Here is a 24,931-nt window from a genome sequence, read left to right as displayed (position 1 = left end):
GTGCGATGGCCGCCAGCGACGTCGTAGAGGAGCAGGAGCAGCCCTGGAGCCGGCAGCGGCTGCGCAGCACCAACGAGCGGCTGCTGCTGGACCGGCTGCGCCTGCTCGGTTCCGCCTCCCGCGCCCAACTGGCCCGGGACACGGGCCTGTCGAAGCCGACGGTGTCCAGCGCGCTCGCCGCGCTGGAGTCGGCGGGGCTGGTGCACGAGGTGGGCACCCACGTACCGGAGCGCGGTCGCACGGCCGTGCTGTACGCGCCCGACCCGGCGGCCGGCTACGCGCTCGGCATCGACGTGGGCCGGGGCTGGCTGCGGGCCGCGGTCACCGATCTCGACGGCACCCTGGTCGCCCGCTCCGACGTGCGCAACCGGGCCCGGGGCTCGGGCGCGATGGCGGACCTGCTGGTCGCGACCGCCCGGCAGGTCGTCGCCAACTCGGGAGTGGATCCGGACGAGGTGGTGCACGGTGTGGTGGGCACACCCGGCGTGTACGACGAGCGGCAGCGGCGGGTGCGGTACGCGATGCACCTGCCCGGCTGGGGGCGCGCGGGCCTTTTCGACCGGATGCGCGAGGAACTGGGCGTCCCGCTGGAGGTGCACAACGACGCCAATCTGGCCGCCCTCGGCGAGTACACGTACGGCGTCGGGGCGGGCAGCCGGCTGTTCGCGTACATCATGATCGGCACCGGCCTCGGGATGGGCGTGGTCAGCGAGGGGCGGCTGTTCACCGGGGCGCACGGACTCGCCGGGGAGATCGGCTTCCTGCCCTGGCCCGGTCGGCAGCGGGAGCCCGAGCGGCTGGAGGACGCGGTGTCGGGGGTGGCCGTGGTCGAGACGGCGCGGCGGCTGGGGATGAGCGGGCAGCTCACCGCGAAGTCCGTGTTCGACGCGGCACGCCAGGGCGATCGGGCCGCGCTGGAGGCGGTACGCCTTGAGGGCGAGCGGATCGCGCACACGGTGGCGGCGGCCGCAGCCGTGCTCGACCCCGACCTGGTGGTGCTCGGCGGTGGCGTCGGCCACAGCGTCGACCTGCTGCTGCGCCCGGTGCGGGAGCATCTGCGCACCCTCACACCGCTGCGCCCGAAGCTGGCGCCCAGCCGGCTCGGCGAGGACGCGGTGCTGCTCGGCGCGGTGGCCACGGCCCTGGGGACCGCCCGTGACCTGGTGTTCGAGCGCAGGTCGGGCGCCCCCTGAGGGCGGCGGCGCCAACTCGCGCGGGAGCCACGGTGATTGACACGGCCTCCATGGCACCCTAGCTTGAGCCGGGTTAGTAAAGTTTCCTAACTTTACGAGCCTGGAGACCATCGTGTTCCCTCGCCGTGCCCCCGGACACCGCCTCGCCACGGCCGCCGTGGCCCTGGGACTGCTCTGCTCACTCAACACCAGCGCCTGGGCCGGGGCCCGCGACCCGGCCCACGGGCCCGCCCGGATCACCCGTGTGCCGTCCGCCGCCGGGTCCGCGACCCCGCTGTCGGGCTACGCGATCCGGTCGACGGCCGACGTGAGCGACTCCGCGTCGGAGGTCTCCTCCCCCGGCTACCCGACGCAGGGCTGGTATGCGGCGGGCCCCCGCTCCACGGTCCTCGCCGCGCTCCTCGCCGACGGCGTCCACCCCGACCCGTTCGTCTCCACCAACCAGGAGAAGATCCCCAAGGCTCCCTTCCAGGTGCCCTGGTGGTACCGCAGCGACTTCTCGGTGGCCGATCCCGCGCACCGCACCTACCTGGACTTCAGCGGTGTGATCTCGGCGGCCGACGTGTACGTGAACGGCCGTCAGGTCGCGACCACCGCCGACGTCACCGGCGCCTACACCCGTCACGAACTGGACGTCACCTCACTGGTGAGGGCCGGCACGAACACGGTCGCCTTCCGCATCCAGCCCAACAACCCCGACAAGAACTTCACCATGGGCTGGCTCGACTGGCTCCAGCCGCCGCCCGACCAGAACATGGGCATCGTCCGGGACGTCCTGGTCCGGCGCGGCGGCCCGGTCGCGCTGCGCGACGCGCACGTGGTGACGAAGCTCGCGGTGCCGTCCCTCGCGACGGCCGACCTGACGGTGAAGGCGCAGGCCCGCAACGACTCGGACGCGCCGGTCACCGCCGAGGTCTCCGGCACCGTAGCGGGGGTGACCCTCACCAGGCCGGTCGAGCTCGCGGCCCACCAGACCAGGACCGTCTCCTTCACTCCTGCCGACACGCCCGGTCTGCACCTCACCTCCCCCAAGGTGTGGTGGCCGGCGGGCATGGGCGGCCAGCCGCTCTACGACCTCGCTCTCACCGCCTCCGTCGCCGGCACGGCGTCGGACACCGCGCACGAGAGCTTCGGCATCCGCGACGTCCGGGCACCGCTGAACTCCGACGGCGCCCGCCAGTACTCGATCAACGGCCGCCGGCTGCTGATCAAGGGCGGCGGCTGGTCACCGGACGAGTTCCTGCGCTGGGACCGCGCCTATGTCGGGGACCGTCTGAAGTACGCCCTCGACCTGGGCCTCAACGCCATCCGTCTGGAAGGCCACATCGAGCCCGACGAGTTCTTCGACCTCGCCGACCGCCTCGGCGTCCTCACCCTGCCCGGCTGGGAGTGCTGCGACAAGTGGGAGGGGCAGACCAACCCCGGCGAAAGCGGCGAGAAGTGGACCGCCGCCGACTATCAGGTCGCCCAGGCCTCGATGGCCGCCGAGGCCGCCCGGCTGCGTGACCACCCGAGCGTGGTCTCCTTCCTGATCGGCAGCGACGCCGCGCCCGACGCGAAGATCGAGAAGAGCTATCTGGACGCCCTGGACGCCGCCGACTGGGCCGTCCCGGTGGTTCCCGCCGCCTCGGACAAGTCAGCCCCCCAGCTGGGCAGTTCGGGCATGAAGATGACCGGCCCCTACGACTGGGTTCCGCCGGGCTACTGGTACGCCAAGCGCGAGGGCGGCGCCACCGGCTTCAACTCGGAGACCAGTGCGGGCCCGGACATCCCCACCCTCGACACCCTGCGCCGGATGATGACCCCGGCCGAACTCGACACCCTCTGGAAGAACCCGGACGCCAAGCAGTACCACCGCTCGCCGTCCGCGACCTTCGGCACTCTGAAGATCTACGACGCCGCCCTCACCGGCCGGTACGGCGCCCCGAAGAGCCTCACCGACTACGTCCGCAAGGCGCAGCTCGCCCAGTACGAGAACGTCCGCGCCCAGTACGAGGCGTACGAACGCAACCAGACCGACGCCTCGAAGCCCTCGACCGGGGTCGTCTACTGGATGTTCAACAGCGGCTGGACGTCCCTGCACTGGCAGCTGATGGACCGTTACCTCGACCAGGGCGGCGCCTACTTCGGCGCGAAGAAGGCCAACGAGCCGCTCCACGTGCAGTACTCCTACGACGACCGCTCGGTGGCCGTGGTGAACAACCGACACGCTCCGGCGTCCGGACTCACCGCGCGGGCGACGCTGTTCAACCCCGACGGCACCCAGAAGTACGACAAGACCGTCACCGGTGTCTCGGTCAAGGGCGACGGCGCGCACAGCACCGCGCTCACACTGCCGGCCTCGGTGACCGGGCTGTCGTCCACCTACCTGGCGCGGCTGATCCTCACCGACGCCGACGGCAAGGAGGTGAGCCGCAACGTCTACTGGCTCTCGACCAGGCCCGACACCCTCGACTGGGCGAAGACCGACTGGTGGCACACGCCGACGACGAGCTACGCCGATCTGACCGGGCTCTCCTCGATGGCTCAGGTCCCGGTCACGGCGACAGCGTCGACGACGGACGCCGACGGTACCTCGACCACCACGGTCACCGTCCGCAACACGGGCACGGGAAAGACCCCCGCCCTGCTGACGGACGTCCACGTGGTCGACGCGGACGGCAGGCCGGTGCTGCCGGTGCGCTGGTCGGACAACGAGGTCAGCCTGTGGCCGGGCGAGTCGGCGACCCTGACGGCCACCTACCGGACGGCCGATCTGCACGGCTCGGTGCCCCAGGTGCGGGTCTCCGGCTGGAACGCGGCGGAGCGGACGGTTCCGGCGGGCCCGCCGGAACCGTCCGGCCCGCTCAGCTCACGTTGAGCGCGGTGTCGTCGATGACGAAGGACGTCTGGAGGGTCGAACCCTCGACACCGGTGAACTTGATGGTGGCCGTGGTACCGGCCAGGGAGGAGACGTCGAAGCTCTTGAGGACGTATCCGGAGGCCGCGTTGAGGTTGGAGTACGTGGCCAGGGTGGTGGATCCGGCGGTGACGGTCAGCTTGTCGTAGGCGGTGCTGGTCGTGGTCTCCGCCGTGTCGACGTGCAGGTAGAAGCTGAGCGTCGCCGAGCAGCCGGACGGGATGGTCACCGACTGGGACAGCGTGTCGGTGTGGGCGGACCCGTAACCGTCGAGCCAGGCCTTGTACGAGCCGGTGCGGGCCGCCTCGCTGCTGGAGTTGGTGATGACCCCGCTGCTGGCGGTCCAGGTGGTGCTGCCGGATTCGAAGCCGGGGTTGCCGAGGAGCTGGGCGGAGGTGCAGGTGCCACCGCCGCCCCCTCCGCCGCCACCGCTGCTGCCGCTGGAGGCGCCGGTGAGCCAGGCGGTGGCGTTGAGGGCGAGGGCGGCGTTGGTGGCGCCGCTGTCGTTCCAGCCGTCGTACAGCGTGTTGCCGGACTGGCCGGTGCCGTCGTCGATCGGGGAGCTGTCGCCCCAGAAGGCGACCCGGCCGCTGCCGAAGGTGCTGGTCGCGAAGAAGGCGCCGGTGTTCCCGGAGTAACCGCTGCGGTAGACGAGGCCCTTGACGGCTGAGTTGTCGGAGGGCTTGAGGGTGGCGGTGGTGCCGTCGGCGATCAGGCTCTTGGTGACGGTGCCGAAGGAGCCGTTCAGCACGGGGTCGCTGCTGTCGCTGATCGCGGCCGGATAGCCGGAGCTGATGTCCAGCGAGTCGATCGAGAAGCCGAACGGGTCGGTCGAGTCGACGCTGTTGTTCGTCATCAGGTCGTTGAGGATCTCGACCGCGTCCTCACCGTCGCTGTTGCGGTCGGCGCCGGTGTGGTCGGAGATCATGAAGAGGCCGCCGCCGTTCTTCACGAAGGTCATGATCGCCGTCTTCTCGGCGGTCGTGAACAGCGTGTTCGGCTCGGGCAGCACCAGCGCGTCGAAGTTCGACAGGTCGGTCGTCGACGAGCCGCCGTAGGTGAGCGCGCTGGTCGCGGTCTTCATGCTGTAGCTGCCGGTCTTCTGCAGGGCGACGCCCCACGAGGAGAGCGCGCCGGTCCAGTCCGTCTCCGAGGACGGGGAGGAGTCCTGGGCCAGCGGGTCGGGCTTGCTGGTGGAGATGATCCAGTCCGCGTTGCCGGCCTCCTCGGCGTGGCCGTCGTCGAACAGGACGCGGTAGGTGGTGGCCGCGTGAGCGGGGGCGGCCGCGGTGCCGACCTGAAGGGCGGCTCCCGTGGCGAGCAGGGCGAAGCCGGCCAGGGCGGTGGTGAGTCTGTGGCGGGATCTGCTGGATCCAAGCATCCGGCGAACCTCCGTGAGGGGGTGGGGTAGAGGCGGTGCGGGCGCCAACTCTGCGCGCGTAGAATCTGCTTGAGATTTCTACACGCGTCGACTCGATGAAAGGTACATGACATGTCCAGTCGGTGAACAGAAAGCCGCTGTAACAACCGGGCGGGACTGCCGCCGGGTTGAGCGGGCAGATTGGACAGCAGCGGAGTACAGACGAAGAGGGGCGGAAATGGAGATCTCGGGCATCATCAGCGCCATCATCATCGGGCTCATCATCGGTGTGCTGGGACGCCTGGTCGTCCCCGGCCGCCAGCACATCGGCGTCCTGTGGACCATCGTCGTCGGCATCGTCGCGGCGCTGCTGGGTTCGGCGATCGCGGCGGGCTTCGGCGTGGCCGACACCAAGGGCCCCGACTGGATCGAGTGGTTCATCCAGATCGTACTGGCGGCGATCGGGATCGCGGCACTGGACCGCACCAAGGGACGCCGGTGACCGGAGCGCGCCTCACCCGTGGCGGGGCCGCACCACCCGGTGCGGCCCCGCCACGCGGGCGCGCCCGGCGGCGCCCGGCCTGCTGACCGCTCGTCCATACCGCCGGCCGGCCTGTCCCCACCGCCGGCCGGCCTGCCTCCGTAGGCCGCTCACCGCGGAGAGAGGTACGGCGTGGTCGTGGTCAGGGCGTGGAAGCCCAGTCGTTCGAGGATCGGCCGGCTCATGGGCGACGCGTCCACCTGGAGGTAACGGCAGCCCTGCGCGGCGGCGACACGGGCCCGGTGGGCGACCAGGGCACGGTACACACCACGCCCACGCCATCCTTCCACCGTGCCGCCGCCCCACAGTCCGGCGAACCTCGCCCCGGGGACCAGCTCGACCCGGGCGGCGCTGACCGGTTCGTCCCCGGCGAGCGCGACCATCGCGACCACGCTGTCCGGCTGCTCGGCGAGCCGGGCCAGCAGCCGGTGCCGCAGCCGTGAACCGTCGGTGCCGAAGGCCTTCTCGTGCACGTCGACGACGAGTTCGATGCCTGCCCGGTCGGTGGCGGGCACCACGCGTACGCCGTCCGGCACTTCGGCGTCCAGGCTCAGCCGGGCGACCTCCCCGGCCATCAGCGTCTCCTCCGGCTCCGGCTCGAACCCGGCCGCGGTCAGCCGGTCACCGAGGTCCGACGGCAGGTCGTGGCCGTAGCGCTTCCACTCGAACTCCCGCCCGTGGGCCGCGAAGAAGTCGATCTGCTCGGCGATCGCGCGGTCCGCGGTCTTCTCGTCGAGCCCTGACCAGAGGACGCCGTTCCATCCCTCGGCGTCCGCCACCTGGCGCACCACCGCGCCCGCGCGCTCGATCCGGGCGCCGGGTCCGTCGGGCAGGGCGCCCTGGCGCATGTCACGGTCGTACAGCGCGAGCACTGCTTGCTGATCCATCCGAGCACTCCACCATCCCGGGGCGCCGACGGCAACGCCATTACCTGCTCGCTGCCGGGTGCCCGGGGCTGACGGTCAGCCCAGTTCGAGCGTCGTGACCCCGAAGACCCGCTCACGGGCGTGGTCGCGGACCGGGCCCGTGTACATGCGGGCGGTCTCGAACGAGGGGGCGAAGCCGGCCGCCTCGGCGAGGGCGACGCCCGCCGTACTGGTCTCGGGCACGTCGATGGCGACCTGCTGGCCCGCCGCCTCGGCGATGAGGCCGATGAACAGGGCGCGGGCGTCGTCGGCGGTGTCGGCGAAGAGGGGGCCGATGCGCAGGGTGTCGCGGCCGGGACGGATCACGCCGTAACCGGTGAGGCGGTCGCCGTCGTGGCGGACGAGCGCCTTGTGCCCGCTGGTGGCCAGCCACGCGGCCACGAAGCGCGGCCGGTCGGCCGGGCAGCAGGCGCTGTCGTAGGCCGTGACGGCGGCCAGGTCCGCGGCGCGGGCGGGCCGGACGCCGGCCGGGGGCTCGGCGGCGGGCGCCTCACCGACGAACCGGGCGGTCCGGTGGGCGAGTTCGAAGCCGGACTGGCGGTAGTTGTCCTGCTGGGCCACCACGCCGTCGAGGCCGACGGTACGGTCGCCGGCATGGGCGAGCGCGGTCTTCCAGGTGGTGAAGCCGTGCCCCTGGCCGCGCAGGTCGGGGCGGACCAGGTACCAGCCCAGGAAGGCGTAGTCGGCGCCGTGGTTCACGACGGAGATGGCCGACACCGGTTCACCGTCGACGCGGCCGACGAAGAACCCGTCGGGATCCTGGGCGAAGAAGGCGGTGATGTCCGACAGCCCGGGATTCCAGCCCTCGTCCGCCGCCCAGCCGACGATCACCGGCCAGTCGTCCGGCGTGGCCTGGGTGACGACGAGGTCCTGGGGGGCCGGAGAGGTCATCGGCGCGCTCCATTCCGTGGCTGGGTCCGACCGCGCGGCGACCGGCGCCGCCCGCCCGCAGCATCCTTCCCGATCACCGGAGACAGCGCCACGACGGGATCAAGCCGTTGACGTGCGCCCCGGGCACCGCGCACCGCCGGCGGCCGGTTCGGCAGCCGCCGTGCGCGCGGCGCAGGCCCCACCGGTCGGGCCGGTGGGGCCTGCCGATGCGCGGTGCGTCAGCCCGCCCGGCTATCACCTCGGCCGGTCAGCGCGTGCGGCCCGGGCGGAAGCGCCGGTGCAGGGCGGTCCCGGTGAGCAGCAGCGCCGCGCTGCCCGCCACGGCGGCGCCGGTGAGGTCCGTGCCGGTGTGGGCCAGGCTGGCCTCGGCCGGCGGCTCGGCGGGGTGGTGCGCCTTGGGCGCGTGGGTCTTCGTCGGGGCCGGCGGCTCGGGAGCGGTCGGCGGCTTGACGGTGGGCAGCACCGGGGTGTGGACCTTCGGCGGGCCCGGGTGGTCACCGGAGGTGTTCACCGAGGTGTTGCCGATGGCCGGATTGAGGACGCCGACCACGTTCACGCTGTTGCCGCTGACGTTCACCGGGAGGTCCACCGGCAGCTGGACGCCGTTGCCGGAGATCACCCCGGGCGAGTCCACCTCGGCGCCCCGCGCGGACGCGCCCCCGGTCGTCGCCGAGCCGCCGGGAGTGTCGTGACCGGTGTCGCCACCGCCCTGGTTCGCGCAGGTGTTGCCGGCCGCCGGGTTCAAGAGCCCCACCACGTTCACGGTGTTCCCGCACACGCTCACCGGGACGTGCACCGGCAACTGGATGCCGTTGCCGGAGATCACCCCGGGCGAACCGGCCGCGATGCCGTCCGCGCCCGAGTCGGCCCAGGCCGGGACCGCCACAGCCATCGCACCGGAGGCGGCGGCGACGGCGATCACCCCGTTTCGGGTCACCCGTTTCATAGGTTCCCTGCCTTCCAGACATGATTGCGGACGCTCGCCCGCAACGGTTAAAACGCAGACGAACCATCTGAGTTATGGCTGATCCACCTTTCACCCCATCGAGTGACACTGAACTCGAACCGGCAGTAAAAGTGTGCAAGGGCCTGAAACCGGATGATCGCGCGGAGGATACGGCCCCCCGGCCCGCCCCGCTCGCCGGGAGGCGGCCCCCGTGGAGCCCGCTTATGGTGGGCGAAAAGTCCTGTACCCGGTCCGCCACGGAGCGTCCCTGGAGGCCCTCGATGCCTGCCGTGCCCCGTACCCGGCCCGCCCTGCGGCGCTGCGCGGGCGCCGGCGCCGTCGCCCTGGCGCTGCTCGGCGCCGGGCTGCCCGCGGCCGCCGCGGAGACGGGCGGCAAGCAGCCGGACCTGACCCGGTTCTACCGGCAGAAGGTCAGGTGGGCGGCGTGCAAGGACGTGGAGCTGCCCAAGGACATGCAGTGCGCCAAGGTCACCGTCCCCCTCGACTACGCGCGACCGGCCGCGGGCACCCTCGACCTGGCGCTGTCCCGCTACCGGGCGACCGGCAGGTCGCGGGGCTCGGTGCTGCTGAACTTCGGGGGCCCGGGCGGCTCGGGCGTCAGCGGGCTCGGGCAGCAGGGCAAGGACTTCATGGGCCTGACCAACGGCTACGACGTGGTCGGCTTCGACCCGCGCGGGGTCGGCCGCTCCTCCCCCGTCAGCTGCGGTGGCGGCGCCGAGGGGGCCTCGGACGGCGCGATCGCGGAGAAGCCGCCCGACGTCGGGCATCCGCTGGCCCTGATGAAGGCGCTGAAGCAGCTGACGCTGCGGTGCACCAGGAACTCGGGGCCCGTGCTGTCCCACATAGGCACGGTGAACGCCTCCCGGGATCTGGACGTCATCCGCGAGGCGCTCGGCGACAGGAAGCTGAACTACCTGGGCTTCTCCTACGGCACCAGACTCGGCGCGGTGTACGCGGCGCAGTTCCCGCACAACGTGGGCCGGATGGTGCTGGACGGCGTGGACACGCTGACCGAGTCGCTGGCCGAGCAGGGGGTGGCCGGTGCCCGGGGGCAGCAGACGGCACTGGACGACTTCCTGGACTGGTGCGCCACCGACCTGGGGTGCCCGTTCGGGCAGGACCGGCGCAAGGCCGGCGAGGCGGTCGTGCGGCTGGTGCGGTCGCTCGACAAGGACCCGGTGCCCTCCGACTTCGGTGGCTCGTTCTCCGGTCAGGACCTGGTGGCCGCCATCGGGCAGGGGCTGTACGGCAAGGAGCTGTGGCCGAAGCTGGAGCGGGCGCTGGCCTCGCTGGTCGAGGACGGCGACACCCGGGGGGTGCAGAACTTCGCGTCCGGCGGCTACGCGCTGCCGAAGGGGCACCCGCGAGGCGGCGGCCTCGTGGACGGTGCGGACGTCCCCGTGGACAACCTGTCGGCCGCGCTGATGGCGATCGACTGCGCCGACGACCCGGACCGGCCGAGCGCCGGGCAACTCACCTCGGACGTCGCCCGGCTGGACAAGGAGTACCAGCAGGCGTCCCCGGTCTTCGGCCGGTTCCGGCTCACCCAGGTCCTGCTCTGCTACGGCCGGCCGCGCGGCACGGACTTCATCCGTGACGAGGTGAAGGACGTGCCCTCCGCGCGGATGCTGCTGGTGGGCACGCGCGGTGACCCGGCGACGCCGTACAGCTGGACGATCGAGACGGCGAAGCGGCTCGGTCCGTCGGCCGTGGTGCTGGACAACAGAAGCGACGGCCACACCGGCTACACGTCCTCCTCCTGCGTGCACGGCAAGGTCGACGACTTCCTGCTGTACGGCACGCTGCCGCCCGACGGCAGTTCCTGCCCGGCGGACGGTGACGGGGGTGCCCTCACCGACTCGTCGGACTGAGGCTCAGGAGAGGGTGAGCTCGGGGTCGTAGAGGTCGATCCAGTGGGCCAGGTCGAGGGTGCGTTCCAGGCCGCGCCGGTCGGCCTGGGTGGTCAGTTCGGTCCGGTGGGCCGCCCGGTCGGCCTTCTCGCGGTCCACGAGGTCGAAGACCCGGTGGTCGGGCCGGGTCAGCAGGTCCTTGACCTGGTCCTGGAGGGCGCGGCCGTACTCCGGGTCCTGGGTGGACGGGTAGGGGCTCTTGACCCGGTCGTACACGGACTGCGGGAGGACGTCCCGGGTGGCCTCGCGGAGCAGGGTCTTCTCACGGCCGTCGAAGGACTTGAGGGACCAGGGCGCGTTGTAGACGTACTCGACGAGCCGGTGGTCGCAGAACGGCACCCGGACCTCCAGGCCGACGGCCATGCTCATCCGGTCCTTGCGGTCGAGCAGGGCGCGGACGAAGCGGGTGAGGTGCAGATGGCTCATGCGCCGCATCCGGTACTCGAAGTCGTCCTCGCCGTCCAGGCGCTGGATGCCGGTGACGGCCGAGTGGTAGGCGTCGGCGACGTAGGTCTCCAGGTCGAGGGACTTGGCGAGGTCCGTGCGCAGGACGTCGGAGTCGTCGCCGAAGTGCCGGGCGAACTGGAAGAGCCAGGGGAAGGTGTCGGCGGTGCGGGCTCCCTCGTCGAAGAACTGCAGGTAGCCGCCGAACACCTCGTCGGCCGACTCCCCGGACAGCGCGACGGTGGACTGGTCGCGGACGGCCCGGAACAGCAGCAGGAGCGAGGTGTCCATGTCCCCGAACCCGGCCGGCAGGTCGCGGGCCCGGATCACCCGCTCGCGGACCGCGGGGTCGGCGAGGCTGGCCACGTCGAGGACGATGTCCTGGTGGTCGGTGCGGGCCAGCCGGGCCACGTCGTGCACGAAGGGCGTGTCGGGAGTGCCCCGCAGTTCGTCCGCGACGAAGTTGTCGGTCCGGCCGACGAAGTCCACGGCGAAGCTGCGGACCTTCTCGCCGTGCACGGCGAGTTGCCGGGCGGCAAGGGCGGTCATGGCGGAGGAGTCGAGGCCGCCGGAGAGCAGGGTGCAGCGGGGCACGTCGGCGACCAGCTGGCGGCGCACGATGTCGTCGAGGAGTTCGCGGACGGTGGCGACGGTGGTGTCGCGGTCGTCGGTGTGCGGGCGGGTCTCCAGGCGCCAGTACGCCCGGGTGCGCAGGCCGTCGCGGTCGACGGTGACGACGGTGCCGGGTTCCACCTCGCGCATGCCCTCCCACACGGCGTGGCCGGGGGTCTTGACCATGGTGAACAGCTCGCGCAGCCCGTCCAGGCCGACCCGGGGCCGGACCAGCGGATTGGCCAGGATCGCCTTGGGTTCGGAGCCGAACAGGACGCCGTCGGGGGTCGGGTAGAGGTAGAAGGGCTTGATGCCCATGCGGTCACGGATCATCACGAGCTTGTCGTGGCGGCCGTCCCAGACGGCGAACGCGTACATGCCGTTGAGCCGCTCGGCGACGGCGTCACCCCACTCGACATAGCCGCGGAGCACGACCTCGGTGTCCGAGTCGGTGGTGAACTCGTGACCTCGGGCGACGAGTTCACGGCGCAGCTCGGTGAAGTTGTAGGCCTCGCCGGAGTAGACCATCGCGACGGTGCCGGCCGGGGTGCGGACGGTCATGGGCTGGCGGCCCCCGGGCAGGTCGATGATCGCGAGCCTGCGGTGCCCCAGGGCGGCGGGACCCTCGCTCCAGGTGCCCCGGTCGTCGGGGCCGCGGCATGCCATGGTCTGCGTCATCGCATCCAATGCGCGCGTCTCGGTGGTGAGGTCACGGTCGAAGGAGACCCAGCCGGTGATGCCACACATGCGTTACCTCCCGCTGCCGGTCGGCCGGGCCACGCGCGCCACCTGCGGGTTCCGCGGCGGAGGCGATTGCCCGAGCGAACCACTTGTATTCAGCACCTATGTGACGAGCGTGCGCCCGCGTTCTCGGCCGGTCAACCTGGCCGTAACACGAACGGAGTACTCCGCCCTCGGTTTCGGACGCGTTTTGCCCGCCCGAGGGCCGCGCACCCGCGCCGCGTCGGGCGCGGTCCGCCCGGAACAGGCCAAGCGCAAAAAGTTCGCCAAACGGGTCGGCGCCGCGGCTTTCGCCGGGCGCCGGTCACGTGGTGCTGTCGGGGGCTCGCGCTACACGGCCGGTGCCAGGAACCGGTCCAGGACCGCCGTCAGCTCGGCCGGCCGCTCCACCGGGAGTTCGTGTCCGGCGTCGATGATCCGGACCTCCGCGTCCGGGTAGGCCTTGGCCATCCGCAGCATCTGCCGCACCGGCAGCTGGATGTCGTGGTAGCCGTGCACGATCAGGGTGGGCGCGGCGATCTCGCCGACCCGGTCCAGGACGTCGAAGGCCCGCATGGCGCCGTACAGCGTCATGACGACCTCGCGCGGGGTGCCGGCGGACGCGCGGACGTACTCCCGGATCTCCTCGCGGGGGTGGCCGGGGGCGAAGGCGCGCTGGATGTTGGCGGCGACGAACATCTTGTACGGCACCAGGGTCGAGGCCGCCATCAGCAGCCCGCGGCCGCGGCTGTACGTCATCCGGCCGATGGAGCCGACCAGGACCATCCGCTCGACCCGGTCCGGATGGGCCAGCGCGATGGTCTGGGAGATCATGCCGCCCATGGAGTGACCGACGGGGACGAACCGGTCCACCTTGAGATGGTCGAGGAGGGCGATGACGTCCTGCGCGAGCTCCGCGACGGTCCTCACCCCGGCCCCGGTGCTCTCGCCGTGGCCGCGCAGGTCGAGCCGGATCACCCGGCGGTGGCCGGCGAAGTGCGCCATCTGATGGTCCCAGCGGTGCCGGTTCGCGGTCCAGCCGTGGATGAACACCAGGGGCGCGGCGCCGCCGTCGCGGGGGCCCTCGTCGTCGTACGCCAGCACCGCTCCGTCGACGTCGAACTGCGGCATGGCGGCCTCCTGGGGCGTGATCCGGTTACTGCCGGGTACGGTAACCGGCCGTCCCGGCCCTCGTCACCGGGCCGCGGGCCTCAACACGGTTACGGCGCGCCCCGGAACCGGGGACGCCGGGGAATTACCCCAAATGCCGCAATGGCGAATCGGTCCTATGGTGCTGGTATGGAGCACGCACTCAGTTCTTCGACCCTTGCCGAGCTGCGCCGTCCGCGCCCCTATCCCGCTGTCTCCGTGCTGACGCCGACGCACCGCCGGGAGCCCGACAACGCCCAGGACTCCGTCCGGCTGCGCAATGTCGTGGCCGAGGCGAAGAAGCAGCTGGAGGCCGATCCCGCGGTCACCCGGGACCGGCGCTCCGACGTCGTCGCTCAGCTCGAACAGGCTCTCGCCGAGGTCGACCTGACCTACACCGAGGACGGTCTGGTGATCTTCGCCGCGCCGGGTGAGCACCAGGTGTGGTCGCTGGCCCGCAGTGTGCCCGAGCGTGTGGTGCTCTCGGACACCTTCCTGACCCGCAACCTGGTCTCGGCGCACGCCGCCGAGCGGCCGTTCTGGGTCCTGTCGATCTCTGCCGACCGTGTCACGCTCTGGAACGGCGGTGTCGACCGGGTCACCGAGAGCCGGTCCGGTGGTTTCCCGCTGAACCGCAGTACGGAGAACTTCGACGCCGAGCGCCTGCAACGCGTCGGCGACCTGCCCAGCACCTTCCGCGACGAGGACACCAAGCATTTCCTGCGGGACGCGAACACCGCGATGGCCGCGCTGCTGCGCGACGAGCCGCGGCCCCTCTACGTCACCGGCGAGCAGGCCGCCCTCTCGCTGTGGGAGGAGCTCGGCAACGTCGCCAGGCACAGCATTCCCGTGCAGCACGGCGGTCTCGCGCACGCCGGCCCGGAGGCCGTGTGGCAGGCGATCAGTCCGCTTCTCCAGGCGGAGTCCCGCCGGAGCACCGCGTCGGTGGCCCGGGAACTCGAATCCGCCCGCGGCCACAAGACGTTCGCGGCCGGTGTCGACGAGGTCTGGCAGAACGCCCGCGAGGGCCGGGTCCGGCTGCTGGCCGTCGAGGAGAACTACCGCACCACGGTCCGCGACGACGGCGACCATCTGGTCCCGGCCGCGAGCGGCGACCTCGACGCCCGCGACGACATCGTGGACGAGATCGTCGAGCAGTGCCTGGAGACCGGCGCCGAGGTGCGCTTCGTTCCGGACGGCACCCTGGGCGACGAGAACGGCATCGCCGGCGTGCTGCGCTACTGACCGGCCCCTCTCTCGGCCGACGTAGGCTCTGGAACGTGATCGTCGGCCGAGAGGGAGGGCGTGGGCGTGGCTGAGTTGCTGGGCGTCGCGGTGCTGGGTGTCGGACACATGGGGGCCGACCACATACGACGGCTGGACCAGGTGGTGAGCGGTGCGAGGGTGGCGGCGGTCGCCGACCCCGACCTGGACCGTGCCAAGGAGGCGGTGGGCGGTCTGGACGGCGTCACCGTGCACGCGGACCCACTGGCCGCCCTGGCCGCGCCGGGCGTCGACGCCGTGCTGATCGCCTCCCCCGGCCCGGCGCACGAGGAGCCGCTACTGGCCTCTTTCGAGCGCGGACTTCCGGTGCTGTGCGAGAAGCCCATGGTGCCGGACTCCACCGGTGCGCTGCGGGTGGTGGAGGCCGAAGCGGGGCACGGGCGCAGGCTGGCGCAGATCGGGTTCATGCGCCGCTACGACGCCGAGTACCAGCGTCTGAAGTCGCTGCTGGACGGCGGCGGTCTGGGCCGGCCGCTGATGCTGCACTGCACCCACCGCAACGTGTCCTCGCCGCCCGGCTTCACCAGCGCCATGCTGATCAACAGCTCGGTGTCGCACGAGATCGACGCGGCCCGCTGGCTGCTCGGCCAGGAGCTGACCGCGGTGACCGTGCTGCGGCCGCGGCCCTCCTCGGGCGCGCCCGAGGGGCTGCTCGACCCGCAGCTGGTCCTCTTCGAGACCGAGGGGGGCGCCGTCGTCGACGTCGAGGTCTTCGTGAACTGCGGCTTCGGCTACCAGGTGCGCTGCGAGGCCGTGTGCGAGAAGGGCAGCGCCCGGATCGGCGAGGACCACACCATGCTGGTCACCGCGGCCGGCGGCGCTCGCGAGGAGGTGGCCCAGGACTACCTGGTGCGGTTCGCGGACGCCTACGACCGGGAGGTGCAGGCCTGGGTGGACGCCACCCGGCGTGGCAGGGTCACCGGACCGAGCGCCTGGGACGGCTACGCGTCCTCCGTGGTCGCCGAGACCGGAGTCCGGGCGCTGGAGACCGGCGGCCGCACGGCCGTCGACCTCGCCCCGCGCCCGGACCTGTACGCCGGGGACGTCAGCCGCTGACGCCGGCGGCGCCCGTCTCCAGGCGGCCGGTGAACCGAGCGGGTTGCCCGCCCTGGCGACGGCGAAGTTCTTGAAGTAGGCGCAGCCGTTGTCCCCGTAGTTGTCCTGGGCGTTCTGGTAGACCTTCCAGGTCACCCCGGCGTTCTGCAGGGCCTCGGCGTAGTTCTGCCAGGTCAGGCCGGACTCGTCACCGCCGTCGTAGCTGCTGGGGTCGACCTTGCCGCTCCACGGGTAGGTGCGGTTGGGGCCGGTGGCGCTCAGGGTGGAGCAGAAGTAGGCGTCGCAGATCGTGTAGTTGTCGGCGAGCGCGTAGTGGAAGGGGATGTCGGAGCGGCCCAGACAGCCGAGGGACCGGACATTGCCGACGCCCGCCACCCAGTTGTCGAGGCGGCCCTTGTTCCATGCGGAGTGCTGGGAGGACCAGGAGTGCGGCAGGTCGCCGTTGCACTGGGCGAGGGTCTCGCCGTCCCTGCCGCCGGCGTCGGGGGTGGCGCTGAGCTTCCACGGGTACTGACGGCCGGAGCCGTTCGGCTGGTCGAAGACCGGGGGCCGCCGCAGAGGGTGATGCCGCTGCGGTCCGCGAAGCCGCGGACGCCCTTGAGGCGCCCGAAGTAGTGGTCGAAGCTGCGGTTCTCCTGCAGGAGGATCGCCACGTGCCTGACGTCCGAGATCGTGCCGGTCGCCGTGGTCCGGACCGCGGCCGCGGTCCGTGGGCCGACGGCGCCCCGCCGCCATGCCCGCCGCCACGGAAGCGCCCAGCCCCACGAAGTCTCTTCGGCTGATCGGTGTCATTCGCCCCGTCCTCGTCACCGGTGCGCCCGTGCGGCACACCGCACGCCAGGGTGCACGGGACGGTCGGCAGGCTCCGGACCGGATCGTTGAGGCGGGAGTGAACAGGAGTCCAAGTACGGGTCGGTAGCCCCTGGAGTCTCACACGCCCCCGAACAGCGTGCTCAGACCCCGTTCCACGACCGCTTCGAGGTCCTCCTGTCCCGGGGTCACCACCTCGTGCGTGCGCTGCAGGAACCGGAACAGCGCCTGGGTGTCGAACTGGAGCAGGGCGAGACCGTGCGGCGAATGGAACTCCACGGCAGTACGCCCCGGGCCGCACGGCCAGATGTGGACGTCCCCGCGCCCGGCCGGTGCGGTGAGCCCCTGGTCCAGGAGCGAGCGGGCGAAGGTCCACGTGACCTCCTCGCCGCCGAGGGTGACCTCGGCCGGGAAGTCGACGAAGACGGCGAGCGGGTCACCGGAGGTGTACCGGAGCGTGGCGGGCACCGGGACCTCCTCGTCCTCGGCGGTGATCAGCCGGGCACGGGCGGGTTGCTCGAAAGTGATGTCCATGCCTGTAGGACTCCGGGAAGGCCCCTCGCATGACGCGAAATCCGGACAGAGTTGCCGCGGTTGGCCGAGACCGCGACACTGTGAACACACGGGCGTCGAACAACCGCCCGAGCGCGACACGGAGACCCCACGAAGTCCGCCAAGTCACGTACCCCGACTACGACTTGCACACCCGGGCGCGTACGCCTTTCATGCCGGTCGACCAGCCCGTGAAGACTCTGGCACATGCCAGAAGCACCACCGTATCGTGTGTTGCCAAATCCCTTACAGGGCGTCGCAGGCTGTGCAACAGTCGTAACCGGTCCCACCGTCCGCCCTGGCCGAACAGTCCCGCATCGGAGTGCGTCATGCCGTCCCATGTCTCCGCGGACCGCCCCGCCGCCCAGCCGCCCGGGCGTGGCTCGGTCGAGGCGTTGATATCGCAGACGCGGCGGCTCAAGGGCGACGTGAACGCGGTACGGCGGGACACCCAGAACTCCGGTTCGGACCCCGAGGAGCGCTGGCAGCGGGCCCTGTACGACCTGGCGCTGCATCAGCTCAACGATCTGGACGAGCACTTGGCCCAGCTGCGGGACGGACCGGCGCATCCGCCGCCCGGAGTGGAGACGGCGCCCGCCCGCCACCCCGCACCCGCCTCCGGCTCGCTGCTCAGCAGGGTCGGCAGCGCCGAGTGGAACCTCCTGACGGACGAGGCCAGTTGGTCCGGCGAGCTCTACCGGATCCTCGGCCACGACCCGGCCGCGCCCGCGCTCACCCTCGACGAACTGCCCGCCCTCGTGCTGGACGAGGACCGGCCCCGGCTGACCGCGATGGTCACCGCCTGCCTGGTCGACGCCAAGCCGATCGACGGCGAGTTCCGTGTCCTGCGCCCCGACGGGAACGTGCGGACCGTCCACATGATGGGCGAGCCCGTGCTCGACGGCGACGGCAGCACCGCCTCGATGTGGGCCGTGCTGCGGGACGTCAGCGAACTGCGGCGCAGCCAGCGGACGGTGCGCGAGACCCGGGACACGATGCAGCGGCACCACCGGCGGGCCGAGACCGAACAGCGGCTCGCCGTGGAGTTCCAGGAGGCCGTGCTGCCGCCGGGGCGCGGTGCCCTGCGGCCCCCGCGCCGGGGACCGGGCACCCTCGACGTCGCCGCCCGCTGCCTGCCGTCCGGGGCCGGCGGCCTGCTGGGCGGCGACTGGTACGACGCGCTGGAGCTGTCCGACGGCGACACCCTGCTGAGCGTCGGCGACCTCACCGGGCACGGCGTCGCCGTCGCCTCGGGCATGACGATGCTGCTGGGCGCCGTACGCGGTATGGCGATGGCGGGCACCCAGCCGGGGCAGCTCATGTCCCTGCTCAACCAGTTACTCGACGCCACCGTGCAGCCCGCCCTGGGCAGCGCCGTCTGCTGCCGCTACCGCCCCGCCACCCGCACCCTGACCTGGGCACAGGCAGGACACCCCGCCCCGCTGCTGTTCCGCGGCGGGACGGGGTGTGCGCTCAGCGCGCCGGAGGGCGTGCTGCTCGGTGTCACCTCGGGAGCCGGTTATGGGCAGGCCGAAGTGCCCCTGGAACCGGGCGATCTGCTGCTGCTGCACACCGACGGAGTGGTGCCCGGGCACAGCGGAGCGGACTCTCTGGGCGCTCTCCTCGGCCTGGCCCCCCGGTTCGGGGCGGCGCGCACCGCCCAGGACTGTGTCCGGGCCGTGGTCGAGGAGTTCGGCGAGAGCGAGCGCGAGGACGAGGCCTGTCTGCTCGTCGCCAAGGTGGGTGAGTAGCCGAGATGGGTGCGTAGGAGGTCGCCGGCTCGTGCCGAGCGCGCGGGCGCCTATGCCTGTGCGCTGCTGTTGCTCCCCTTGCTCCTGGCCTTGGGCAGTGCCAGCTTGATCTCCTCCCGCAGCTCCTGGATCCTCGGGTAACTGGAGTACTCGGCGCTGAGCCGGTACATCTGGCGCAGCCGGTCCCAGGTGCGGTGGGAGGAGTTCGATCCCATCGACATCAGGGCCAGCCGGGCGTAACGGTCCGCCTGCTCGGGGTCGTCCGCGATGAAGCAGGCGGAGGCCATGGACAGGAAGTCGAAGATCTTCGACCGCTGCCGGCCGTCGATCCTCAGGGCCAGGGCCTTCTCCGCGTAGTGCTGGGCGTGCACGGCCGCGGCCGGGTCGTGCTCGGCCAGCGTCCGGTAGGCGAGGGCCTGCATGCCGTACAGATCCTCTTCCTTGAACATCTGCATCCAGCTCGGCGGCGGCACGTCGCCCCGGTCGGAGACGAAGAGGTCCTCCGCCTGGCCGAGGGTGCGGCGCATCGCCTGGCCCTTGCCCATCGACGCCTGCGCCCAGGCCTCGATGGTGTGGAGCATCGCCCGGGTGCGCGGCAGCACCTCGTCGCCCGAGCCGGACTTGGCGAGCTTCATCAGATCGAGCGCGTCGTCGGGCCGGCCGAGGTGCACCATCTGGCGAGCCGCCCTGGAGAGCGCCTCCCCGGCACGCGGCCGGTCGCCGCCCTCACGGGCCGCGTGGGCGGCGATGACGAAGTACTTCTGGGCCGTGGGCTCCAGGCCGACGTCGTGTGACATCCAGCCCGCGAGGACGGCGAGGTTGGCGGCGACACCCCACAGGCGCCGCTGGAGATGCTCGGGGTGGCGGTAGGCGAGCATGCCGCCCACTTCGTTGAGCTGTCCCACCACCGCCTTGCGCTGCAGCCCCCCGCCGCGGGCCGCGTCCCAGGCGCGGAACACCTCGACGGAGCGCTCCAGTTCCTCGATCTCCTCGGATCCGATGGGGGCGGCCTCGTAGCGGTCGAACCCAGCGGGGTCGGCGTGCAGAGGGTCGTCGAGGACGGGGGCGTCGGCCTTGAGTGTGGGGTCGGTGTGGAGCCACTCGTACATGGCGCTGCTGAGTACGGATCCCGCGGTGAGCGCGGCACCCGCGCCCACCAAGCCGCGTCGGTTGAGCATGAGGTCCATTCCCGTGAATTCGGTGAGGACCGCGGCGGTTCGTTCGGGCGCCCACGGCATGCCGTCGGGATGTTCCACGTTCCCGTCGTCCGGCCGTTTTCCCGTACGCCCGTGCCGTACCAGACCGAGGTCCTCGATGGTCACGACACGGCCGAGACGCTCGGTGAACAGAGCCGCCAGCACCCGCGGCACGGGATCGCGCGGGATCTCTCCCGTGTCGATCCACCGCCGCACCCGGGAGGTGTCGGTCGCCAGCTGGGGGTGGCCCATGGCCGCCGCCTGCCGGTTGACCAGCCTCGCGAGCTCGCCCTTGGACCAGCCGGCCAGGCCGAACAGGTCCGAGAGACGGGTGTTGGGTTCTCCGGTCACGTCAAGCCCCCAGGTTCTCGGCTGAGTTGACAGTAGCCCCGTGCTGGTTGCCGGGCGACTATTCGCCACGGTTCGCCAGGGTGCGCCAGATGGTGTGCCACTGGGCAACGGGTGTCAGGTAGGAACGCGCCACCCCGACCCGGTCGCCACTCGACGGGCACACTCCCCAGGGTGTGCCCGGGCGGCCGGGACGGGTTGGCCACGAGAACCCCTCACAGGACTTCTCAGGCAGGCACCGCAGGTACACGAAGGGATCTGTATCGCCCATGTACGCAGCATCGTCCTCCGTGTCCGCTCCGCCCCGGTCGCTGCGCCCCCGCCCGGCGGGGAGCGGACCCTATCTCGACCCCGCGCGTCCAGGGGCCGCCGTACCGGTCGTGGGCCGGCAGCGGCGCGCCGCAGGTCTCGGCACCCAGCCCCTCAGCGGGAGACTCGACCTCTCCGGCCCCCAGGGTGCGCAGCTGCGCACCGCGATCGCGGCGGTGCACCGGATCTGCCCGGAGTTCGCTCCGGTACAGGTGCTGCGCCGCTCCGGGCGATCGGTGATCCTCGTCGGGACGACGGGGCGCAGCACGGCCGTGGCGAAGTGTCTACTGGACCACTCCCCCGCCTGGGCGGAGCGGTCCCGCCACGAGATAGCCGCATACCGCTCGTTCGTCCGGCACCGGCCGCCGATCCGGGTGCCGAGACTGATCGCGGCGGATCCGGACAACTGCACGCTGGTGATCGAGCGGATGCCCGGCCGGGTGGCGGCGGTCCAGCGCCACCCGGCGGAGGCCCCGCCCCGGGCCGACATCCGGGCGGCGCTGGGTGCGATCTGCCGGCTGAACGCGTGGCGGCCCCCGGCGGGCACCTTCGACGCCCCGGTGGACTACCCGGCCCGTATCGCTCGTTACCACGAGCTGGGGCTGCTCACCGACCGGGACATGGGTGACCTGCAGAAGCTGCTGCACGGCATCGCGGTCGCGGCAGGCCGCCAGGGAATGGGCCAGTTCTGCCACGGCGACGCCCTGCTCTCGAACATCCTGCTGTCCCCGGCCGGTCCAGTGCTGGTGGACTGGGAGCACGCGGGCTGGTACCTGCCGGGCTACGACCTGGCCACGCTCTGGTCGGTCCTCGGCGACGCCCCGGTGGCGCGCCGTCAGATCAGTCAGATCGCCCAGTCGGCGGGGCCCGCGTCCCGGGACGCCTTCCTGGTGAACCTGATGCTGGTCCTCACCCGGGAGATCCGGACGTACGAGACCGCCGTGCAGCGTTCGATGCACGACGCGACCCCGGCGGCACCGGGTACGGCCCACCCGGGCGCCGCGCCGACCGGCGAGGAACAGCGGCTGCTGCTCCGGCGGCTGCACGACGACTGCCAGCTGGCCCGCCGGGCCGTGCGCGCGGCGGTCGGCACTCGCTGACGGGGACGAGGATCCGCGATGCGCTCAGGGCAACGGCGCATCGCGGATCCTCGCATGTCCGGGGGCCTGGGCGAAGCACACTGGTGTACGCCACTGATGCCCCGCAGGTCGGTGGACCGCCACCGCGAAACTCCCACGATCATCGTATGACATGGGAATTCTGGTCTCTCTGGGCATGATTGACGGATCGTCGGCAAGCCGGTACCACTGAGCCACGCTCAGCCCCGCACGCCCCGTCGCGCCCCATCGCCCCAGGAGGCAGCATTGCGAGGATCCGTCACCGAGCCCGCACCCCCGCACAGCGGCAGACGCACGCGCAGGACGGCCGGTGCCGTCGCCGCCGCGGCGCTGCTGCTGCCGTTGCTGGGCGCGGCTCCGCCCCCGGACACCGGCGAGTCGTCCGCCGGGCTGCTCCAGCGGGCGTTCGCGTCCGCCGCCACCGAGTACCACGTGCCGCAGAGCGTGCTGCTGGCCGTCTCCTACCTCCAGTCCCGCTGGGACACGCACGCCGGCGCGCCCAGCGTGACCGGCGGCTACGGCCCGATGCACCTCACCGACGCGCACACCGCGCTGGCGACGGCCACCGCGCACTTCGCGGACGGCACCGAGGACGCCCGCGGCGACAGCACCCGACCCGCCCTGCACCCCAGCGTGAAGGTCCCGCGGAACTCCGCGCTGCCGGCCCGTCTGAAGACGCTGACGAAGGCCGCCGCGCTGACCGGGATCGCGGCCGAGGACCTGCGCACCGACGCGGCGGCCAACGTGGCCGGCGGCGCCGCCCTGCTCGCGGCCGCCCAGCGGGACCTGCACCAGCCGCTCAGCGCCGATCCGGCGCACTGGTACGGCGCGATCGCCCGGTTCTCCGGCGCCGACGACACGGCGACCGCGGCGGCGTACGCCAACGACGTGTTCGACGTCCTCCACACGGGCGAGGAGCGCACCACCGACGCGGGACAGGTCGTCGCCCTCGCCGCCCAGCCGGGCCTGCGGGCCGACACCGCGCAGCTGAAGCTGACCGGGCTGCGCACCGAGGTGGCGGACGGCGACACGCAATGCCCGACAACGGTGTCCTGCGAGTGGATCCCCGCGCCCTACTCGCAGTTCGGGGACAACGACTACGGCAACCACGACCTCGCCGACCGTCCGGCGTCCCAGAGCATCAAGTACATCGTCATCCACGACACCGAGGGTTCCTGGGACACGACGATCAACCTGGTCCAGGACCCGACCTATGTGTCGTGGAACTACACCATCCGCTCCACCGACGGTCTGATCGCCCAGCACGTCAAGGCGAAGGACGTGGCCTGGCACGCCGGCAACTGGTACATCAACGCCAAGTCGATCGGCATCGAGCACGAGGGGTTCCTCGCCTCGCCGGACGCCTGGTACACGGAGGCGATGTACCGCTCCTCGGCCCGGCTGGTGAAGTACCTCTCCGACACGTACGGCATCCCGCTGGACCGGCAGCACATCCTCGGCCACGACACCGTGCCCGGCCCGACCACGTCGACGATCCCCGGGATGCACACCGACCCCGGCCCCTACTGGGACTGGCGGCACTACTTCGAGCTGCTGGACCACCCCTTCAAGCACAAGGGGGGCAAGAAGCACCGGGTGGTGGCGGGCGGTGTGGTCACGATCCTGCCCGACTACGCCACGAACCAGCCGACGTACACCGGCTGCGTCACCAAGGGCCAGCCCTGCGCCGCGCACGGCTCCAGCGCGGTACGGCTGTACTCCGACCACGACGAGAACTCGGCCCTGATCAAGGACATCGGCCTCGGCACGGCACCGACGACCGACGTGAACGACCTCTCTTCACGGGCCTCCACCGGCCAGCAGTACGCGGTGGCGGACACCTGGGGGGACTGGACGGCGATCTGGTACCTCGGGCAGAAGGCCTGGTTCAGGAACCCGGCTTCGGCGCCGGCGGCCGTGAGCGCGACCGGAGTGGTGATCACACCGAAAGCGGGCCGGACCGGCATCCCGGTGTACGGCCGCGCCTATCCGGAGGCGTCCGCGTACCCCTCCGGGGTACCGGCTCAGTCGATCTCCCCGCTGCCGTACACGATCCCCGCGGGCCAGGAGTACGTGGCCGGTGACGAGGTGCCGGGCGAGTACTACTACGCGGTCACCTTCAGCACCGACTCGCACAAGGTCGTGGTCGGCAAGGACCTGTACTACGAGATCCAGTACGGCCACCGGGTCGAGTTCGTCCGCGCCGCCGACGTGGACGTGGTGCCGCCCCCGAAGGGCGGACGGCACCACGGGAAGTAGCCGGCAGAAGGCGTCGGCCTCCTCAGCCCTGCTGGAAAAGCTCCGCCGGGAGCGGCTTCAGCAGGGCGTACAGGTCGTCGGTGATCGGGCGGTCCCAAGCCGCGATCGTCACCAGGACGCCGTCGCTCCGGTCGAACTGGACGCAGGAGATCCGGCTCTCGGAGAGCTTGAGACGGCGCACGATCAGCAGGTTGTCGCCCTGCAGGACCGGCATGTCCTCGGTGCCGACCACGGTGACGTCCTCGTCGTTCTCCAGGGCGAGGAGGAGCTGGCCGACCTCGAAGGGGACCTCGCCCTCCTCCACCTCGCGGGCCGGGGAGCCCTCGGGGAGGTTGCCGATGATCATTGCGGGACCGCGGCCGCCGAAGAGGTCGTAGCGCAGGAAGACGCCCTGGCAGGTGCCGTCGGGGGCGGGCAGCAGCCCGGCACCGAGGTTGCCGGGCCAGTCACCCGGGTCCATGGCCAGTACGTCGAAGTCGGGACCGGCGGGAGTGGCGCTGCGGCGGCGGAGGAACGACATGCGGTCCATGGTACGGGGCCGGGGTTGTGGGGCGGGGATCAGTTCGGGTGCGGGTCGGCCGGCGCCTCTCCGGCACTCTTGATCGGCCGCCGCACCTGATCGGCCGCCGCACCTGA

18 protein-coding genes and 1 pseudogene are annotated in these 24,931 nt (G+C 71.8%); 9 read left to right on the top strand and 10 right to left on the bottom strand.

Going from position 1 to position 24,931, the window contains the following annotated elements:
• Positions 1-5 precede the first annotated feature (5 nt).
• Together OHB00_RS47635 and OHB00_RS47630 are read left to right on the top strand one after the other, a co-directional pair.
• Positions 6-1,193, top strand: coding sequence for an ROK family protein (locus OHB00_RS47635; RefSeq protein WP_406444834.1), 1,188 nt, complete (start codon positions 6-8; stop codon positions 1,191-1,193).
• 112 nt (positions 1,194-1,305) lie between these two features.
• Complete coding sequence (locus OHB00_RS47630) at positions 1,306-4,053, top strand: glycosyl hydrolase 2 galactose-binding domain-containing protein (protein WP_406444832.1); 2,748 nt, start codon at positions 1,306-1,308, stop codon at positions 4,051-4,053.
• On the opposite strand, the gene OHB00_RS47625 is transcribed toward OHB00_RS47630, so the two are convergent.
• On the bottom strand, positions 4,040-5,473 hold the full coding sequence (locus tag OHB00_RS47625; RefSeq protein WP_406444831.1) for a hydrolase: 1,434 nt from the start codon (positions 5,471-5,473) through the stop codon (positions 4,040-4,042). The genes OHB00_RS47630 and OHB00_RS47625 overlap by 14 nt on opposite strands.
• 217 nt (positions 5,474-5,690) lie before the next feature.
• On the opposite strand from OHB00_RS47625, the gene OHB00_RS47620 reads away from it, so the two are divergent.
• Positions 5,691-5,954 carry a GlsB/YeaQ/YmgE family stress response membrane protein gene (locus OHB00_RS47620; RefSeq protein ID WP_406444829.1) on the top strand — a complete coding sequence of 88 codons (264 nt, stop codon included), beginning with the start codon at positions 5,691-5,693 and terminating at the stop codon, positions 5,952-5,954.
• A gap of 149 nt (positions 5,955-6,103) precedes the next feature.
• On the opposite strand, the gene OHB00_RS47615 is transcribed toward OHB00_RS47620, so the two are convergent.
• From OHB00_RS47615 to OHB00_RS47605, 3 genes are all read right to left on the bottom strand, one after another.
• Positions 6,104-6,880 carry a GNAT family N-acetyltransferase gene (locus OHB00_RS47615; RefSeq protein ID WP_406444827.1) on the bottom strand — a complete coding sequence of 259 codons (777 nt, stop codon included), beginning with the start codon at positions 6,878-6,880 and terminating at the stop codon, positions 6,104-6,106.
• A gap of 75 nt (positions 6,881-6,955) precedes the next feature.
• A complete protein-coding gene (locus tag OHB00_RS47610) occupies positions 6,956-7,810 on the bottom strand; it encodes a GNAT family N-acetyltransferase (protein WP_406444825.1) in 855 nt (284 codons plus the stop codon).
• A 247-nt stretch (positions 7,811-8,057) separates the two neighbouring features.
• Positions 8,058-8,756 (bottom strand): chaplin, encoded by a 699-nt coding sequence (locus tag OHB00_RS47605; RefSeq protein ID WP_406444823.1) that lies wholly within the window; start codon positions 8,754-8,756, stop codon positions 8,058-8,060.
• A 281-nt stretch (positions 8,757-9,037) separates the two neighbouring features.
• Between OHB00_RS47605 and OHB00_RS47600 the strand changes: the two genes are divergently transcribed.
• Entirely contained in the window at positions 9,038-10,648 is a 1,611-nt protein-coding gene (locus tag OHB00_RS47600) for an alpha/beta hydrolase (RefSeq protein ID WP_406444821.1), read from the top strand.
• A 3-nt stretch (positions 10,649-10,651) separates the two neighbouring features.
• Here the strand turns inward: OHB00_RS47600 and asnB are convergent, their stop codons facing one another.
• The gene (gene asnB / locus OHB00_RS47595) at positions 10,652-12,490 is read right to left on the bottom strand and encodes an asparagine synthase (glutamine-hydrolyzing) (RefSeq protein ID WP_406444819.1); all 1,839 of its coding nucleotides are present in this window, start codon (positions 12,488-12,490) and stop codon (positions 10,652-10,654) included.
• 324 nt (positions 12,491-12,814) lie between these two features.
• On the bottom strand, positions 12,815-13,594 hold the full coding sequence (locus tag OHB00_RS47590; RefSeq protein WP_406444817.1) for an alpha/beta fold hydrolase: 780 nt from the start codon (positions 13,592-13,594) through the stop codon (positions 12,815-12,817).
• 168 nt (positions 13,595-13,762) lie between these two features.
• Between OHB00_RS47590 and OHB00_RS47585 the strand changes: the two genes are divergently transcribed.
• Together OHB00_RS47585 and OHB00_RS47580 are read left to right on the top strand one after the other, a co-directional pair.
• Positions 13,763-14,857 (top strand): chemotaxis protein, encoded by a 1,095-nt coding sequence (locus OHB00_RS47585; RefSeq protein ID WP_406444815.1) that lies wholly within the window; start codon positions 13,763-13,765, stop codon positions 14,855-14,857.
• Between the two features lie 66 nt (positions 14,858-14,923).
• Entirely contained in the window at positions 14,924-15,952 is a 1,029-nt protein-coding gene (locus OHB00_RS47580) for a Gfo/Idh/MocA family protein (protein WP_406444813.1), read from the top strand.
• 36 nt (positions 15,953-15,988) lie between these two features.
• Here the strand turns inward: OHB00_RS47580 and OHB00_RS47575 are convergent.
• Together OHB00_RS47575 and OHB00_RS47570 are read right to left on the bottom strand one after the other, a co-directional pair.
• Positions 15,989-16,744 (bottom strand): annotated as a pseudogene (locus tag OHB00_RS47575) (phospholipase C); the annotation flags it as partial.
• A gap of 138 nt (positions 16,745-16,882) precedes the next feature.
• Entirely contained in the window at positions 16,883-17,296 is a 414-nt protein-coding gene (locus tag OHB00_RS47570) for an SsgA family sporulation/cell division regulator (RefSeq protein WP_406444812.1), read from the bottom strand.
• A 347-nt stretch (positions 17,297-17,643) separates the two neighbouring features.
• Between OHB00_RS47570 and OHB00_RS47565 the strand changes: the two genes are divergently transcribed.
• A complete protein-coding gene (locus tag OHB00_RS47565) occupies positions 17,644-19,065 on the top strand; it encodes a PP2C family protein-serine/threonine phosphatase (protein WP_406444810.1) in 1,422 nt (473 codons plus the stop codon).
• Positions 19,066-19,115: 50 nt separating this feature from the next.
• Here the strand turns inward: OHB00_RS47565 and OHB00_RS47560 are convergent, their stop codons facing one another.
• Positions 19,116-20,612, bottom strand: a complete 1,497-nt coding sequence (locus OHB00_RS47560) for a hypothetical protein (protein WP_406444808.1) — start codon at positions 20,610-20,612, stop codon at positions 19,116-19,118.
• 266 nt (positions 20,613-20,878) lie between these two features.
• Here OHB00_RS47560 and OHB00_RS47555 point away from each other — a divergent pair, with 266 nt between their 5' ends.
• Complete coding sequence (locus tag OHB00_RS47555; protein ID WP_406444806.1) at positions 20,879-22,018, top strand: aminoglycoside phosphotransferase family protein; 1,140 nt, start codon at positions 20,879-20,881, stop codon at positions 22,016-22,018.
• A gap of 264 nt (positions 22,019-22,282) precedes the next feature.
• Positions 22,283-24,295 carry an N-acetylmuramoyl-L-alanine amidase gene (locus OHB00_RS47550; RefSeq protein ID WP_406444804.1) on the top strand — a complete coding sequence of 671 codons (2,013 nt, stop codon included), beginning with the start codon at positions 22,283-22,285 and terminating at the stop codon, positions 24,293-24,295.
• A gap of 22 nt (positions 24,296-24,317) precedes the next feature.
• On the opposite strand, the gene OHB00_RS47545 is transcribed toward OHB00_RS47550, so the two are convergent.
• On the bottom strand, positions 24,318-24,815 hold the full coding sequence (locus tag OHB00_RS47545) for a hypothetical protein (protein ID WP_133025163.1): 498 nt from the start codon (positions 24,813-24,815) through the stop codon (positions 24,318-24,320).
• Positions 24,816-24,931: the final 116 nt, after the last annotated feature.

It is taken from the genome of Streptomyces sp. NBC_00631 (assembly GCF_045206895.1).
GTDB lineage: Bacteria > Actinomycetota > Actinomycetes > Streptomycetales > Streptomycetaceae > Streptomyces.
Note: the sequence above shows the minus strand (reverse complement) of the source record. Positions and strands in the feature narration are given on the sequence as shown.

Excerpts from the sequence above, each read along its gene's own strand:
- OHB00_RS47635 (WP_406444834.1), top strand. The coding sequence starts at position 6 with ATGGCCGCCAGCGACGTCGTAGAGGAGCAGGAGCAGCCCTGGAGCCGG.
- OHB00_RS47625 (WP_406444831.1), bottom strand. The coding sequence starts at position 5,473 with ATGCTTGGATCCAGCAGATCCCGCCACAGACTCACCACCGCCCTGGCC.
- OHB00_RS47620 (WP_406444829.1), top strand. The coding sequence starts at position 5,691 with ATGGAGATCTCGGGCATCATCAGCGCCATCATCATCGGGCTCATCATC.
- OHB00_RS47615 (WP_406444827.1), bottom strand. The coding sequence starts at position 6,880 with ATGGATCAGCAAGCAGTGCTCGCGCTGTACGACCGTGACATGCGCCAG.
- OHB00_RS47610 (WP_406444825.1), bottom strand. The coding sequence starts at position 7,810 with ATGACCTCTCCGGCCCCCCAGGACCTCGTCGTCACCCAGGCCACGCCG.
- OHB00_RS47605 (WP_406444823.1), bottom strand. The coding sequence starts at position 8,756 with ATGAAACGGGTGACCCGAAACGGGGTGATCGCCGTCGCCGCCGCCTCC.
- OHB00_RS47600 (WP_406444821.1), top strand. The coding sequence starts at position 9,038 with ATGCCTGCCGTGCCCCGTACCCGGCCCGCCCTGCGGCGCTGCGCGGGC.
- asnB (WP_406444819.1), bottom strand. The coding sequence starts at position 12,490 with ATGTGTGGCATCACCGGCTGGGTCTCCTTCGACCGTGACCTCACCACC.
- OHB00_RS47590 (WP_406444817.1), bottom strand. The coding sequence starts at position 13,594 with ATGCCGCAGTTCGACGTCGACGGAGCGGTGCTGGCGTACGACGACGAG.
- OHB00_RS47585 (WP_406444815.1), top strand. The coding sequence starts at position 13,763 with ATGGAGCACGCACTCAGTTCTTCGACCCTTGCCGAGCTGCGCCGTCCG.
- OHB00_RS47570 (WP_406444812.1), bottom strand. The coding sequence starts at position 17,296 with ATGGACATCACTTTCGAGCAACCCGCCCGTGCCCGGCTGATCACCGCC.
- OHB00_RS47565 (WP_406444810.1), top strand. The coding sequence starts at position 17,644 with ATGCCGTCCCATGTCTCCGCGGACCGCCCCGCCGCCCAGCCGCCCGGG.
- OHB00_RS47555 (WP_406444806.1), top strand. The coding sequence starts at position 20,879 with ATGTACGCAGCATCGTCCTCCGTGTCCGCTCCGCCCCGGTCGCTGCGC.
- OHB00_RS47545 (WP_133025163.1), bottom strand. The coding sequence starts at position 24,815 with ATGTCGTTCCTCCGCCGCCGCAGCGCCACTCCCGCCGGTCCCGACTTC.